Origin of the sequence: Acinetobacter sp. YH12102 (assembly GCF_013419125.1) — a bacterium.
In the GTDB taxonomy this organism is placed as follows: domain Bacteria; phylum Pseudomonadota; class Gammaproteobacteria; order Pseudomonadales; family Moraxellaceae; genus Acinetobacter; species Acinetobacter pseudolwoffii.
The window spans coordinates 44,047-59,646 of the sequence record NZ_VPAS01000007.1 but is presented as its reverse complement, the minus strand read 5'-3'; the positions used below and the strand labels follow the sequence as shown (position 1 = coordinate 59,646).

13 protein-coding genes are annotated in these 15,600 nt (G+C 45.4%); 12 read left to right on the top strand and 1 reads right to left on the bottom strand.

Going from position 1 to position 15,600, the window contains the following annotated elements; all coding sequences use genetic code 11:
* From FTU42_RS08385 to FTU42_RS08370, 4 genes are read left to right on the top strand one after another with little or no spacing between them, the layout of a single operon-like run.
* Positions 1 to 1,497 (top strand): UDP-N-acetylmuramoyl-L-alanyl-D-glutamate--2,6-diaminopimelate ligase, encoded by a 1,497-nt coding sequence (locus FTU42_RS08385; protein WP_180083254.1) that lies wholly within the window; start codon positions 1 to 3, stop codon positions 1,495 to 1,497.
* 9 nt (positions 1,498 to 1,506) lie between these two features.
* The gene (gene murF / locus FTU42_RS08380; RefSeq protein ID WP_180083253.1) at positions 1,507 to 2,910 is read left to right on the top strand and encodes a UDP-N-acetylmuramoyl-tripeptide--D-alanyl-D-alanine ligase; all 1,404 of its coding nucleotides are present in this window, start codon (positions 1,507 to 1,509) and stop codon (positions 2,908 to 2,910) included.
* Positions 2,911 to 4,029, top strand: coding sequence for a phospho-N-acetylmuramoyl-pentapeptide-transferase (gene mraY, locus FTU42_RS08375; RefSeq protein ID WP_180083252.1), 1,119 nt, complete (start codon positions 2,911 to 2,913; stop codon positions 4,027 to 4,029).
* 54 nt (positions 4,030 to 4,083) lie between these two features.
* A complete protein-coding gene (locus tag FTU42_RS08370) occupies positions 4,084 to 4,887 on the top strand; it encodes a putative RNA methyltransferase (RefSeq protein ID WP_100329404.1) in 804 nt (267 codons plus the stop codon).
* Between the two features lie 63 nt (positions 4,888 to 4,950).
* Here FTU42_RS08370 and ponA read toward each other — a convergent pair whose 3' ends face one another.
* On the bottom strand, positions 4,951 to 7,479 hold the full coding sequence (gene ponA, locus FTU42_RS08365) for a penicillin-binding protein PBP1a (RefSeq protein WP_180083251.1): 2,529 nt from the start codon (positions 7,477 to 7,479) through the stop codon (positions 4,951 to 4,953).
* A gap of 165 nt (positions 7,480 to 7,644) precedes the next feature.
* On the opposite strand from ponA, the gene FTU42_RS08360 reads away from it, so the two are divergent.
* The 8 genes from FTU42_RS08360 to FTU42_RS08325 all read left to right on the top strand — a co-directional run bounded on the left by FTU42_RS08360 (position 7,645) and on the right by FTU42_RS08325 (position 15,341).
* Positions 7,645 to 8,703 (top strand): pilus assembly protein PilM, encoded by a 1,059-nt coding sequence (locus FTU42_RS08360; protein WP_005168888.1) that lies wholly within the window; start codon positions 7,645 to 7,647, stop codon positions 8,701 to 8,703.
* Entirely contained in the window at positions 8,703 to 9,341 is a 639-nt protein-coding gene (locus FTU42_RS08355; protein ID WP_005094324.1) for a PilN domain-containing protein, read from the top strand. The genes FTU42_RS08360 and FTU42_RS08355 overlap by 1 nt, the downstream gene beginning before the upstream one ends.
* The gene (locus FTU42_RS08350) at positions 9,338 to 10,051 is read left to right on the top strand and encodes a type 4a pilus biogenesis protein PilO (protein WP_180083250.1); all 714 of its coding nucleotides are present in this window, start codon (positions 9,338 to 9,340) and stop codon (positions 10,049 to 10,051) included. The genes FTU42_RS08355 and FTU42_RS08350 overlap by 4 nt, the downstream gene beginning before the upstream one ends.
* On the top strand, positions 10,051 to 10,578 hold the full coding sequence (locus FTU42_RS08345) for a pilus assembly protein PilP (protein WP_005094322.1): 528 nt from the start codon (positions 10,051 to 10,053) through the stop codon (positions 10,576 to 10,578). Before FTU42_RS08350 ends, FTU42_RS08345 begins: the two co-directional genes overlap by 1 nt.
* Before the next feature lie 61 nt (positions 10,579 to 10,639).
* A complete protein-coding gene (pilQ, locus tag FTU42_RS08340) occupies positions 10,640 to 12,775 on the top strand; it encodes a type IV pilus secretin PilQ (RefSeq protein ID WP_373686735.1) in 2,136 nt (711 codons plus the stop codon).
* Positions 12,776 to 12,811: 36 nt separating this feature from the next.
* Positions 12,812 to 13,348 (top strand): shikimate kinase AroK, encoded by a 537-nt coding sequence (gene aroK, locus FTU42_RS08335; protein ID WP_005094320.1) that lies wholly within the window; start codon positions 12,812 to 12,814, stop codon positions 13,346 to 13,348.
* A gap of 28 nt (positions 13,349 to 13,376) precedes the next feature.
* Entirely contained in the window at positions 13,377 to 14,456 is a 1,080-nt protein-coding gene (gene aroB, locus FTU42_RS08330; RefSeq protein WP_005168879.1) for a 3-dehydroquinate synthase, read from the top strand.
* A 12-nt stretch (positions 14,457 to 14,468) separates the two neighbouring features.
* The gene (locus FTU42_RS08325) at positions 14,469 to 15,341 is read left to right on the top strand and encodes a hypothetical protein (protein ID WP_180041094.1); all 873 of its coding nucleotides are present in this window, start codon (positions 14,469 to 14,471) and stop codon (positions 15,339 to 15,341) included.
* Positions 15,342 to 15,600: the final 259 nt, after the last annotated feature.

Sequence of the window (15,600 nt, the reverse complement as noted above, 5' to 3'; positions counted from 1 at the left end):
ATGTCTATTACATTTAAAGATCTCTACGCCGTTCAGGATACTGCTGAATGGATGACCCAAGCCTTTCAGGGTTTCGAACTGGATAGCCGTAAAGTTAAGGCAGGGCAAATTTTTATTGCCTTGACCAGTCTGTCACAACCAGAAAAAACTGCAGTATTTGCACAAAAAGCTTTAGAGCAGGGTGCCTTAGCGGTGATTTCTGAAATCGAATTGGATATCTCACCCAATCTGGTGGTTGCTGATGTCCGACATTTGATGGGACAGTGGCAAAAACAATACTTACAAGCCAGCCAACCTGTTCAGGCTGCAGGTATTCTTGCAGTGACCGGCACCAATGGTAAAACCACGATTTCACGTTTGGTTGCGGAACTGTTCATGTTGCAAAGCAAAGCTTGTGCAGTGATGGGGACTACAGGTAACGGGATTTTGCCAAATCTGGAAGCCTCGTCGCATACCACGCTCGATGCTTTGCAATTGCAAAATGCTTTGCATGTTTATGCTCAAGCCGGTGCTAAATTTGCCTCGATTGAAGCCAGTTCGCATGGTCTGGAGCAAGGTCGCTTGAATGGCTGTGATATCGAGATTGCGGGCTATAGTAATTTAAGTCGCGATCATCTGGATTATCACGGGACGCTGCAAGCTTATGCAGAAGCCAAATCTGCTTTATTTAAATTTGAAAGTTTAAAAGTGGCTGTCATCAACCTGGATGATGCGCATGCTCATATCATGATTGATGCAGCGCGCAACAATCCCTCACAGCCAGAAATTTTGACCTATTCAACCCGTCAAGCTGCAGATTATCAGGTTCAGGATATTCAATACAGCATTTCAGGTGCAGCCTTTAAGCTGAAAACTGCTTCTGCTGAATATGTTGTGAACAGTCCGCTGCTTGGACATTTCAATATTGAAAATTTGGTCGCCAGTCTGATCATGGCAGAGCAGGCCGGATTTGATTTAAGTAGCTTGATTGCGACTGTGCCACAGCTCAAAGGTGCACCAGGCCGGATGCAGGTACTGCGTGATGGCGAGCGCCTATTTGTAGTGGATTATGCGCATACACCTGATGCCTTGACTCAGGTTCTCATCACTTTAAAACGTCATGTTGCGCAAAATCTCTGGACCGTCTTTGGCTGTGGCGGCGATCGTGACCGCGGCAAGCGTCCACTGATGACCCAAGCAGCATTAGAAGGTTCGGATATTGCGGTCTTGACTTCCGATAACCCGCGAACCGAAGATCCTGCACAAATTTTTGCCGATATGAAAAATGGCATCGACTTTTTAGGCAAAAGCTACCATGAAATTCATGACCGTCGTGAAGCGATCAAGTTTGCCGTTAAACACGCGCAGGCAGGGGACATCGTGGTGATTGCAGGCAAAGGTCACGAAAATTATCAGGAAATTGATGGTGTACGTCACTGGTTTGATGATGTGGTCGAAGTGCAAGCCGCGATTGATGCCCAGCATCACAGCGCAGATTCAGCTTATCCAGCGTATTAGGATTCAGATATGCATACCTCAACAACCAGTACCGTGCCACTTGCACCTTGGACAGCAGAACAGCTTGAACAAGCGACTCAAGGCAATTGGCTCAATAATAAAAAACCGGCAGACGCCATCAAACGTATTCTGACCGATTCGCGTGATGCTGAACAAGGGGATGCTTTCCTTGCACTGCAAGGCGAGCGCTTTGATGCCCATGATTTTGTGGCACAAGTAGCAGCAAGCGGCTGTCAGATTGCGATCGTCAGTCGACCGCTCGATATCGATATCTGCCAGCTTGTCGTAGACGATACCCGTTTGGCACTAGGGCGGTTGGGCGCATACCGTCGTCAGCAGAATCCTCAGCTCAAAGTCATTGCCTTGACCGGCAGCAGTGGCAAGACCACCACCAAGGAAATGCTGGGGAGCATCTTGTCTCGTCTTGCGCCGACACTGATCACGCGTGGCAACCTGAATAATGACCTCGGCGTACCGGTGATGTTGCTCGAATTACGTCCCGAACATCAGTATGCAGTGATGGAGCTGGGTGCCAGTCATCAGGGCGAAATTGAGTACACCTCAAACATGGTACAGCCCCATGTAGCCGGGATTATTAATATCGGCACTGCGCATTTGGGTGAATTCGGCGGCCGTGATGGCATTTGTACTGCCAAATCTGAAATTTATGCGCATATTACAGAAACCTCGATTATTCCTGCCGCAGATGATTTTACTGAAACCATTCGTCAGGCGGTCAAAACTGAACAAAGCTTAAGTTTTGGTGCCGGCGGTGAAGTGTATGCCAGCGATGTCGTGCTCGATGCGCAATCTTCTACCTTTACCCTGCATACACCACAAGCTTCGAAAACAGTTCAGCTGCCCTTTGCCGGTGAGCATAATGTTGAAAATGCCACAGCAGCGGCTGCCTTTGCTTTGGCAATCGGGATTGGTCTGGATGATATCGTGACCGGTCTGGAGCAGGCTGTGGGTGCCAAAGGCCGTTTGAACTTTATTCAACACAAACAGTATTTGCTGATTGATGATACCTACAATGCCAATCCTGGTTCAATGCGTGCAGCAGCTGAAGTTTTGGCACAGCAGCAGGGCATTCGGGTCATGGTGACCGGTGATATCGGTGAACTCGGTTCATCGGCTGCGATGGAACATTATAAGCTGGGTCGAGATCTGGTCTCGGTCAAAGGCATTAACTTTGTGGTGGCTGTGGGTGAATTTGCACCTGCCGCACAGGAAGGTGCACGTAGTACCCAATATGGCAAGAAAATGCAGGCTTTCCTGAATCAGGAGCAGGCATTGCCATTTTTAATTCATTTGATTGAAACACATCAACCTCAGCCGATGTCATTTCTGTTTAAAGGGTCGCGTTATACCCATATGGAAACATTGATGGCTGCATTGATGGAGAAACTCTAAATGCTGTTATGGCTCTTTGAACATTTGGCGGGCTTTGACAGCACGTTTCAGGTGGTTCGTTATTTAACTTTACGTGCGTTGCTCAGTGTCCTGACGGCATTGACCATTGGTCTGGTGTTGGGTCCTATCATGATTCGCAAGCTTCAGGCACTCAAATATGGTCAGGCGGTCAGCTCGTATGCCCCTGAAAACCATGCCAAGAAAATGGGTACACCGACCATGGGCGGCGTACTAATCCTGCTTTCAATCGGTATTTCGACCCTGCTTTGGGCGGATCTTTCCAATCCTTATGTCTGGATTGTACTGGCGGTGATGGTCATCTTCGGTGCCGTGGGTTGGGCAGATGACTGGATTAAAATCCGTTATAAAGACAATGCCGGTCTGCCTGCGAAGAAAAAATTCTTCTGGACTTCGGTCGGTGCATTGGGAGTCGGTATTGCCCTATATGTGATTGCACAGCAGCAGACCAATCCGGTACATACCGCGAATATGCTGGATCTTTTGATTCCATTCTTTAAAGATTTGACGATTCCGCTGTCGGCTATTCCACTGGGGATTGGCTTCATTATTTTCACTTATTTTGTGATCAATGGTGCATCCAATGCGGTAAACCTCACCGATGGTCTGGATGGTCTGGCGATTATGCCAATTATACTGGTTGCAGCAGGTCTGGGTGTATTTGCCTATCTGGCCGGAGACGTGCGTTTTGCCAATTACCTGCATATTCCCTATGTGAAATATTCCTCTGAACTGGTGGTGATCTGTGCGGCGATGATTGGTGCCGGTCTGGCATTCCTGTGGTATAACGCCCATCCTGCGCAAGTGTTTATGGGTGATGTCGGTGCTTTATCGCTGGGTGCGATGTTGGGGACCATTGCCGTGATGGTACGTCAGGAAATCGTCTTTGCGATTATGGCGGGTGTATTCTTGGTCGAAGCGATTTCAGTATTCTTGCAGATTGGTTCATTAAGAATGCGCAATAAACGCGTGTTCCTGATGGCACCGCTTCATCATCATTATGAAAAGAAAGGCTGGCGTGAAACTCAAGTCGTCATTCGTTTCTGGATTATTACAATTATGCTGGTGGTTTTGGGTCTAATGACCTTAAAATTGCGTTAAGAGATGCATTGAAAAAAGTCGGCGCAGGCCGGCTTTTTTGTTTTGGAGAGAATGATGAATTTACTCATGTGCCCAGTCTGTCGCCAGCAGTTGAGCTTAAATGAAAGAACATGGCGATGTGAGAATCATCATAGCTATGATGTGGCCAAGCAAGGTTATGTGAACCTGCATGTGGTGCAACATAAACACAGTAAAAATCCTGGGGATACGCCTGAGTCCGTCCAGGCACGTCGTGCATTTTTGAGTGCGGGACATTATGCGCCTTTGCAACAGGCCGTGGTAGAGAAGCTCCGAGAGCTGCGTATTGAAAATCTTTTAGATATTGGGTGTGGTGAAGGCTACTATACTGATGCCATGCAGACTGAAGTGCTGCAATGCGTCGGGGTGGATATTGCCAAAAATGCCGTTCAGGTCGCGGCCAAGCTCAATAAAAATATCACCTGGGTCGTAGGAACCGGGGCGACTTTACCGGTGCTGGATGGGTCGATTGATATGTGTACCAGCCTGTTCAGTCCGATCCCAAAACAGGAAATTTTACGGGTTTTAAAAGCTGAAGGTTATTTAATGGTGGTGACACCTGCGCCACAGCATTTATATGCAATGCGTGAGGCACTTTTTGAAGAAGTGAAACCCCACGAACCGCAAAAGTTTGTTGAGCAACTGCAAGATGAATTTGATCTGCTCAGTGAGCAGGTGATTGATGCCCCGATGACTTTGCCACAGACAGATTTAAAAAACCTGATTGCTATGACGCCGTATGCTTACAAGGCCAAACCTGAACGCCGTCTGGCACTTGAACAGCAGGATCAGTTTAAATTGCTGGCGCAATATCAGATCTATCTGTTTCAGAAAAAATAAAAATTCACCGATAAAAAAGCCCTCATTGTTGAGGGCTTTTTTATACTAGTTTGTCGGTTGTGGTTATTGCACTTCTTGAATCAGGTTTTCTAAAGCGTCCACTTTGCTTGGTTGAAGCGGCTGTTCTGGCGGAGCAGTTGTTTCAGCAGTATCTGGCACAGCGATTTCCTGTCCCGGCAGATCTTCGAAATCCGTTTCTGTCCGTTTCGGGACGACCACAGGTGCCGGGCGGTAAAGCGTAGTGGCCATTGGTGGTGAAGACGGATCATTCTGCGCTTCATCACCCTGAACTGCCTTGCTTCGATTCACTGGTGCCTTGGCATTACGGTCTAAACGCACCCATGCTTCTGGCTGACCTTTTAAGGCATTGCCCATAAAGTCGGTCCAGATCGGTAAGGCTGCCACACCACCATATTCACGGCGTCCCAAGGTTTTAGGCTGGTCAAAGCCGACCCAGGTGATAGTAACCAGTTTGCCATTGAACCCTGCGAACCAGGCATCTTTGGCGTCATTGGTGGTTCCGGTTTTGCCCCCAATATCATTTCGCCCGATTCTTAAGGCCGCACGGCCGGTACCGTGCTGAATCACATCACGCAGAATATTGGCCATGTCATAGGCAGAGCTGGATTTTAAAATACGCTGTGCCTGACGATAATTGCTGTCTTCAGCAGAGACTTTGGGTGCAGCCTGTTTCTGTTCTAGACTTGTATTGTTGATTGCAATCGCTTCGTCATCTGCGGTCATGGTGTCGGCAGGTTGAGCAGGTTCTTCTTCGGTATTGATACATGAAATACACGCATATTCAGGCTGAGCCTCAAAAATGGTATGGCCATAGGCATCTTCAATACGGGTAATGAAATGTGGCTGAATCCGGTAACCGCCATTGGCAAAAGTCGCATAACCTGTCGCCATCTGAATTGGCAGAACCTGAGGCGTGCCGAGTGCAATGGTATAGTTACGCGGAATCTGATTGTCCTGTAAACCAAAATCCATAAACAGCTGACGGGTACGTTCAATCCCGACAGCCTGTAATAAACGCACTGAAACGGTATTGCGCGAAAGATAAAGTGCACGGCGTAGCGGGATCATCCCCAGATAACGACCATCTGAATTACGAGGTGTCCATTTGCCAATGGTAATTGGCGCATCATTCACCATGGTATGCGGTGTCATGCCTCGTTCTAAAGCCAGTGCATAAACAAAAGGCTTAATCGTAGAGCCGGGTTGACGCCAGCCCTGGATTGCACGGTTAAATTTCGACTGATAAAAGTTGTATCCGCCCACAATGGCTTCAATTGCACCATTATTTGGATTGATGGCAATCAACTGTCCTTGCACATTTGGAATTTGTACCAGCGACCACGAGGTTTTATTCTGATTCGGTCGTAAACGTATAATATCTTTGACTTTGACAATCTCGGAAGCTTTGCTCGGCGCACCACCTACACTGTTGACATTGCGAAAGGGGCGCGCCCAAGACATACCGGACCACGGTACAGTTACCGTGGTGCCATCCTGCATCAACGCTTCAAAACTGGAATTGCCAACCTTGGTTACTTGAGCAGGGTAGGTGTTGGCATAGGCACGGAAATTTTCCAGCGGTTGATCATGTGCTTCAGCACCACGCCAGCCATGTCGACGGTCATAAGCTTCCAGACCCTCTTGTACCGCCTGTTCTGCATAGGTCTGGCGTTCACTATGGATGGTGGTATAGACCTTGTAGCCAGAATCTACCGCCTGTTCGCCAAAGTTTTGTACCAGTTCAGAACGCACCATCTCACCGACATACGGGAATTTATTGCGGGTACTGCGGTCAGGCATATCCAGATTGATGGGTTCAGCAATCGCTTGTTGATACTGACTCTGGTTCAGATAGCCCAGTTGCAGCATACGTCCTAAAATCCAGTTGCGACGTTCGAGAGCACGTTTGGGGTTGGCCACCGGATTATATCGAGAAGGCGCTTTAGGTAAGCCCGAAATCATGGCCATCTGCGCAATCGAAAGTTCTTCTAAACTCTTGTTATAGTAAATTTTGGCTGCTGCTGCGATCCCGTAGGCATTCTTACCCAAGAAGATTTTATTCACATAGAGTGTCAGAATTTCTTCTTTAGTCAGGCTTTGCTCAATCTTACGGGCCAGAAAAATTTCAGTCAGTTTACGCTTGAGTGTTCGTTCAGGGCTGAGATAATAGTTTTTCGCCACCTGCATGGTGATAGTGGAACCACCGGTCTGCACATCCGAACCGGTGATACTTTCACTGACTGCACGGCCTAAGCTTTTAAAACTGATTCCGCTATGCTCGAAAAAGCTGGAATCTTCAGCGGCGAGGAAAGCATGAATAAACTCGGATGGAATTTGTTCATATTTCACGGGAACAGAAAGCTTGCCACCATACTCAGCAATTAATTCATTATCTGAACTAAAAACTTGTAAAGGCTTTAATAAAGGCGCCTTTTTAAGCGTGGACATTTCAGGCAAAGATGGGGCAATATAGAGATACATGCCATAAAAACCCATCGGAATTGAGATCAGGATAATGATAATGATCAAAAAAAATGGGTGGACAAGGCCTGAACAAGATAGCTTTTTCATAACAAGTAAGTTTTAATAAGAGCTAATGGCGAACTAATTACCGATCAGTATATCCTTTAGATATACATATTGTTAGATGAGTTATTGTATCTATATAAAATTATAGATCGGATCGATTGGTAAGTTAGATTTAATTGGGGATAAAAAAATAATAGGAATTATATTGTGCGCAGGTTATATCGTAAACCAAATAAGGGGTTAATAGGAGTTGATATTAGTTCGACTTCTGTTAAGGTTTTGGAGCTTTCTGTAAAAAGTAGCCGTTACTGGGTAGAGAGCTATGCTTTGGTCCCATTAATGGAAAACAGTGTTGTTGAAAAAAACGTCTTAAACCCGGAAGCAGTCGCGGATGCCCTTGGGCGTGCAATTAATTTGGCCAACACCCAGTCGAATCATGCCGCTTTTGCCATTCCAACCTCTATGGTGATTACCAAAACTATCGAGATGGATGCAGACATGTCGAATGATGAGCGTGAAGTTCAGATTCGTGAGGATGCAGAACAGTATATTCCGTTCCCACTCGATGAAGCCAGTCTGGACTTTGAAGTTCTGCCTGACCGTCTTGCCAATCCAAACCGGGTCAATGTGCTGTTGGTGGCAACCCGCATTGAAAATATTGAAGCACGTTCTGAAGTTTTGGAAATTGCCGGACTGACACCCAAGATCGCGGATGTAGAAAGTTTTGCGCTGGAAAATGCTTTTAAAGTGTTTTCGGATACTTTGCCGATGGGGGTAAATACTGTCGGTATTTTAGACATTGGACATAGTATGACGACTTTATCAGTCATGCAGAACAACAAAATTATTTATACCCGTGAGCAGGTGTTCGGTGGCAAACAGCTGACTCAGGAAATTCAGAACCGTTATGGTCTGTCTTTTGAAGAAGCCGGGCGTGCTAAAAAAACCCGTGCTTTGCCAGATGATTATGATATTGAAGTGCTAGAACCGTTTCTGGATGCTGTGGTGCAACAGGCAGCGCGGTCATTACAATTCTTCTTTTCATCGTCTCAGTTTAATGAGATTGATCATATTTTATTGGCCGGCGGGAATGCCAATATTCCAGGTCTGGCAAAATTATTACAACAAAAACTCGGTTACCGGGTCACGATCGCGAATCCATTTTTGCAAATGGGCTTTTCTCCTCAAATTGATATTAAAAAAATTGAAAATGACGCGTCATCACTCATGGTTGCATGTGGTTTGGCATTGAGGAGTTTTGATTAATGGCAAAGATTAACTTACTTCCTTGGCGTGATGAGCTAAGAATTAAAAGAAATAATGAATTCGTGGCAATCTGTGTGGGGGCGCTTTTCTTAGGACTGGCGGCGGCAGGTTCAACCTGGTTTTATTATGATCACAAGCTTCAGGATCAGGAACAGGCCAATCAGCTGATTCAAAGTACCAACCAGAATCTGGATGTGCAGTTAAAAGCGCTAGAAGGTTTGCAAGAGCAACGTAATGCCATTGTTGAGCGGATGAAGCTGATTCAGGGCTTGCAAACGCAACGTCCGATCGCGGTGCATTTGATTGATGAAATTGTACGGGTGACACCAGCCAATATGTACATCACCAAGTTTCAGCGTACTGGCGATAAATTTAGCATCGAAGGTCGAGCCGAGAGTCCAAATACCGTAGCAGAATTACTGCGTAATCTGGAAGCTTCCTCCTGGTACCGAAACGCCTTTATGAATGCCTTCCTGGTGGCTGAAGAATCTAAAGAAAAGGCACCGAGCTCGATTATTCCACGTGTTGAAGAGTCTTATGGCAGCTTTACCGTGACTGTGGATCTGGATCAGATCGCTGAACCGGTACTGAATGAAGAACAGCAAGCAGCCAATACCACTCCGGGGGCATCATCATGAGTAATGAAAAATTCGATGAGTTCAGCCAGGATGCCATGGCTGTACCTAAAAATAAAATGACAGTTGAGAAATTTTTTCAGCAATTCAATACCCTAGATCCTAATAATTATGGCAGCTGGCCTTTATCGGTCAAGATTAGCTGCTGGATTTTTATTGTTATCTTGGTATTTATGCTGATTTATTTTGCTCTGACCAGAAGTACGATTGAATCGATTTCACAAGCCAGTGCCCAGGAACAAAACCTGCTGAATGAGTTTCGTGAAAAGGAATCAAAATTACGTAATCTACAACAATATCAGATTCAGCTTCAGGAAATGGAAGCACGTTTTAACCAGCAATTAGAACAATTGCCGAAGGAAACTGAAATTCCGGGTCTGGTTGAGGATATTAACCTGAGCGGTGTCAATTCAGGTCTGAAGTTTAAAAATATCCGTCTGGAACCTGAAATTAAGCAAGAATTCTTTATTGAACAGCCCATTGCGATTGAAGCGACTGGGGATTATCACGCTTTTGGCTCTTTTGTCAGCAGTATTGCAGGTTTGTCGCGTATTGTTACCTTGCATGATTTCACCATTACCGGTACTGAGAATAAAGAGAAAAAGTCTGAGATTCCGGTGATTGATTATGTGGTCAAGGCCAAAACCTATCGTTATGTGGGCAATGCCGAGACTTCTTCAGCAGGTACGAGCACTACTCAGGGGGCGCAGTAATGAATAGGATTAAAATTACTTCAGTTTTAGCGCTTGGACTGGTATTGCTGGGATGTGATTCACGTATTGATGCAGTCAATCAGGAAATGGCCAATATTCGTAATCAGCCACCTTTGCCGATTGAACCTGCACCCGATTTTATGCCAGTTGAAACCTTCAACTATGCAGCACACCAGATCAAAAGTCCTTTCCTGCCAAGTTCTCTGGCTGCCGAGCTAAAGATTATGGCAGGGAAACGGGTTTATCCAAATTTGTCACGTCAATTGCAACCACTGGAAAGTTATCCTCTGGAAACCTTGAGCATGAAAGGCAGCATGCGTAATCAGGCCGGACAGATTCTGGCTTTAATCCAGACACCGGATGGCGAGATTGAACGGATACAGCGTGGTAGCTATATGGGGCTTAATCATGGTCGTGTGAGTGGTATTACACCAACGCAGATCGATTTGATTGAGATTATTCCAGATGGCCGTGAAGGATATGTGGAGCGTCCGCGAAGTCTGGTTCTGATTGGGCCGGCACCATAAGTTTTAGGGAATAACAATGAATAAGAGTATTAAAGAATTTATTTTTGGGGATGCTAATACAATGAATCGTGTGTTTCGTCAGTTTTCAATGGGTGCTGTTGCGATTGCGGTGATGCAAGCAGCCAGCGCGCAGGTAGCCGTGACCAATATCGTAGCTATGCAGCTTCCTGGACAAGGAACTGAAATTCGGGTGATGTTCAATGGTTTGCCACCACAGCCACAGGCCTATCAATTAGAATCACCTTCACGTCTAATTTTAGATTTTGACCAGGCCCAACAAAACTTAAAGCAAAGCAATATTCCGGTGGCAACACGTGAAGCCAGTTCGGTCGATGTGACTTCGGATGCACAACGTGCCCGTTTGACTGTTAATCTGGCAGATGCTGGTGCCTTTACCACGCGAGTTGAAGGGAATACCTTTATCCTGAAAATCAACTCAGCCACACCAGTCGCGACAGCTCAACCGGTATTACAGCAGTCAGCTCAGGGAATTAGCAATATCAGTTTCCAGCGTGGGGCTCAAGGTGAAGGTCAGGTGGTGATTGACCTGGCAGGCAATAATACCCCGGTTGATGTACAGCAGCAGGGAACTAAAATCATTGTTCGAACCTTAGGCACGAAGATCCCGACGCATTTGACCCGTCGTCTGAATGTGAATGATTTTGCGACGCCTGTGTCGAGTGTGGATGCAGTGAATCAAAATGGATCAGGCGTGATTACGATCCAGTCCGGGGAAAGCTATGAATATATGGCTTATCAAACGGATAATAAGCTGACCATCAGTTTGAAACGTCCGGAAGCCAAGAGTCCGCTACGTCCGAAGACCGTGGCTTATAGCGGCAAGAAAATTTCACTCGATTTCCAGGATATTGAAGTACGTCGTGTACTACAGCTTTTGGCTGATTTTACCGATATCAATATGGTGGCAGCAGATAGTGTACAAGGCAATATTACCTTGCGCCTAAAAGAAGTGCCTTGGGATCAAGCACTGGATATTGTACTGAAAACCAAAAACCTGGATAAACGCCGTAATGGTAATGTGATCTGGATTGCACCAGTGACAGAACTGATTAAGGCAGAAGAGGAAGAGGCAAAAGCTTTGAAGCAGAGCGTTGCACTTGCCCCTATTCAGACTGAATATATGCAGCTGAGTTATGCTAAAGCTACAGATATTGAAAAGCTGATTACCCAGAATAAATCTGCACAAAATTCAAATAACTCATCAAATAATTCTTCTAATACAACTAATAATGAAGATAAAGAAAGCTTGTTAAGCTCACGTGGTTCTGTATCTATTGATGCCCGTACCAATACCATTATTGTGAATGATACCCAGCCTTTTATTGATAAAATTCGGAATATGGTGGATCTGCTCGATGTACAGGTCAAGCAGGTAATGGTTGAGGCGCGTATTGTACGTGCCACCACTGACTTCACCAAAGAAATGGGGGTGAAGTGGGGGATTCTGTCACAAGGGATTACCAACAATAATAACCTTCTAGTTGGTGGTAGCGATACAACATTATGGGATTTGAGAACACCTGAGTTGGATGATGAGTTAGGTGGATGGAAGTATGAAATCCAAAGACCGGACAACCTGAATGTTGACTTGGGTGTCACCAGTCCGGGCGCCAGTCGTATTGCCTTTGGTTTGATTAGTCTCTCTGATTTTATGCTGGATCTTGAACTGTCTGCATTGCAAGCGGATGGCTATGGTGAAGTCATTTCAACACCAAAGGTACTCACAGCAGACAAGCAAAAAGCAATGGTTGCATCTGGTACACAGATTCCTTATCAGTCATCAGAAGGTGGGGGGGCCAATGCTGTATCCACTACTGAATTTATTGATGCGACTTTGAGTCTGGATGTTACACCGAGTATTACTCCAGACGGTAAAGTGCAGATGGAGCTGAATATTACCAGTGACTCCCCAGGCAACCCAACGCCGACCGGACAATTGACTATTAATAAAAACCAGATCAATACCAATGTGCTGGTGGATAATGGTGAAACAGTGGTCCTGGGTGGGATTTTTGAGCAGGAAACCCGTAATGCACAAACCAAGGTGCCATTCCTGGGGGATATTCCTTATGTAGGGCGTTTATTCCGTAAAGATTTAAAATCGGATAACAAGCGTGAGTTGCTGATTTTCGTTACACCTCGAATTGTTAATGACAGTGTTTCAAGAAATCATTAATATATTTTGAATTTAACAAAACGAATAGGTGACTCCTTGCCAAGCAAAGAGTTTGAAACCCTACCAAATCTTTATTTGGTAGGGCCGATGGGGGCCGGTAAAACAACAGTAGGACGACATCTCGCAGAATTGTTAGGACGCGAATTTCTAGATAGCGATCATGAAATTGAACGTAAAACAGGTGCGACGATTCCCTGGATTTTTGAGAAAGAAGGGGAACAGGGTTTTCGTGACCGTGAAACTGCTGTAATTAATGAACTTACTTCACGCCCCCATTTAGTTTTAGCCACTGGCGGTGGTGCCATTACTCAGGTCTTGAATCGAGACTATCTGAAACAGCGTGGGATCGTCGTTTATCTCTATACGCCGGTTGAAATTCAACTGCAGCGTACCTATCGCGATAAAAACCGTCCACTCCTCCAAGTCGAAAATCCGGAACAAAAGTTACGTGATTTATTGGCAGTTCGTGACCCCTTGTATCGGGAAGTGGCACATCATATCATTGAGACCAATCAGGGTGCGGCACGAGATCTGGCGCAGCGGATTCTCAATCTCATTACTTCCAAGAACTAAGTACATTGAATAAAGTGGTTAATCAAACATGCAAACCTTATATGTAGAACTCGGAGAACGTCGTTACCCTATTTTTATCGGGAGCGATCTTGATCCACAGGCCTTATTGGCTCCCTATATTCATGGCAAGCAAGTGATGATTGTGAGCAATACCACGGTTGCGCCACTTTATTTGCAGCATTATCAAACTGCGATTGCAGCTTTAGACAAGCATGTTGCGACCTGTATTTTGCCCGATGGTGAAAAATATAAGGATAGCCAGCATCTGAATCTGATCTTTGATGCATTGCTTGAAGCTGGTTTTAACCGGGACTGTACGGTGCTTGCGCTCGGTGGTGGTGTGATTGGCGATATGGCCGGTTTTGCTTCGGCATGTTTCCAGCGTGGCGTGTACTTCATTCAGGTACCGACGACTTTACTGTCTCAAGTCGATTCCAGTGTCGGTGGAAAAACCGGGATTAATCATCCACTGGGTAAAAACATGATTGGTGCATTTCAGCAACCGCAAGTGGTGCTGGCCGATATGTCGCAACTTTCTACTTTACCCGATCGTGAACTTGCGGCCGGTTTGGCTGAAGTGATTAAATATGCGCTACTCGGTGATGAATCATTTCTGCTCTGGCTTGAAGAGAACATGGATGCTCTGGTCAGTCGTGATGAGAAACTACTGGCTGAGGCCGTTTATCGTTCCTGTGCGCACAAGGCCCGGATTGTCGCCAATGATGAAAAAGAGCAAGGGGAACGTGCTCTACTGAATCTGGGGCATACTTTTGGACATGCGATTGAATCTTATCTGGGGTATGGTGTCTGGCTACATGGTGAGGCTGTTGCAACAGGTATGGTCATGGCGGCAGATTTATCACAGCGTATGGGCTGGATTTCTCAGAGTGATCTGGAGCGTACAAAAAAAATCATTTCTCGTGCCAAACTTCCGATCGTTTGTCCTAAAATCCCTCTTGATGATTTCCTGGCATATATGGCCCATGACAAAAAAGTCTTGAATGGACAATTGCGTCTGGTGTTGTTGCAACAATTAGGCAAAGCTGTGATTACTCGGGATTTTGATCTTGAGCGAATGCAACAGGCAATTTTAGCGAATCAGGCATAGGTTTTAGTTTTTATGACAGCATTACACACTCCTTGGCAAAAGGTTCAGCACTATTTCTGGCTGGTCTGTGGTGTATGCTGTCTATTTGCAGCCTTGATCTTTTGGGCCATTACTGATTCAGATGCGGTAATTGAAGTGGAAAAAAAGCCAGAAACTAAAGTTCAATTACAAATTCAGCCGGAAAAAGTAGCGACAATGACCCATCTTGGTGCGCTTTTTGACGAGGTCAAACCCCTCGATTTGAATACGCGCACCATTGTAAATGCCACTCATGAGCCAGAATTTCGCGGCACCAAATTTGTTAATGAGGCGAAAAAACAGCATGCGATTGAATTATTTCGCGTCAGTAATGAAGCCATTCTAAAAAGCTTTCTTAAAAAACAGCCAGATCGTAAGTATTTTATTTATCTAAGAATATCCGGTGAAAATCAGCCAGAACAATATGTGCTGCTGTATGGTCAGTATAAGACCGCCGCAGAAGCCAATCAGGCCTTATCTACATTGAATTTAAATTTGCCTGCTTCAGTGAAGCCTGAAGTGGTGCCAATACAGCAGTATGTCAGTCTGGTCAATAATCTGGGTTCAGAGGAATTGGCAAGTAATCAAAAGCTGTATGAGATTCGCTTGAAAAACGTACCTTTACCGAAGGTAGATGAATCTGTACGACTCAGACAGCAAACTCAGGCTGAGGTTAAACCGCGTAGTTCGGATGCGACCACCAGTACCACAATTGTGCGTCGTGATGCCGCTGGAAATGTGCTCGATGTACAGAAATCCGAGAGCGCTGTAGAAGGTGCTCCGCAACCACAAAACAATAATAATCGACCGAACCAAGGGGGGAATTCTCGTCCTCAAAACAATGAGATTAGTGATCCTTTTAACTAACCCGTTCTAAAATAGCGCACCAAAAAAATGACCTAATTAAAAATGTGCGCTTTTGGTGCAAAAAATACACATTAAAAATAACCAGTATCCCTGTAATCCTTGTTAAAGCTCTGTCATCTGTATGGTTTTAATTTATGTGCTATTTATTGGCATGTAATTTGCTTTATTGGTGCATGGATTGAATTAATCTCCCTGTTTTAGCGCGAAAAATGATTCGATGACAACCTATGAATGTCATATTTATTCCTGATTTTTATGT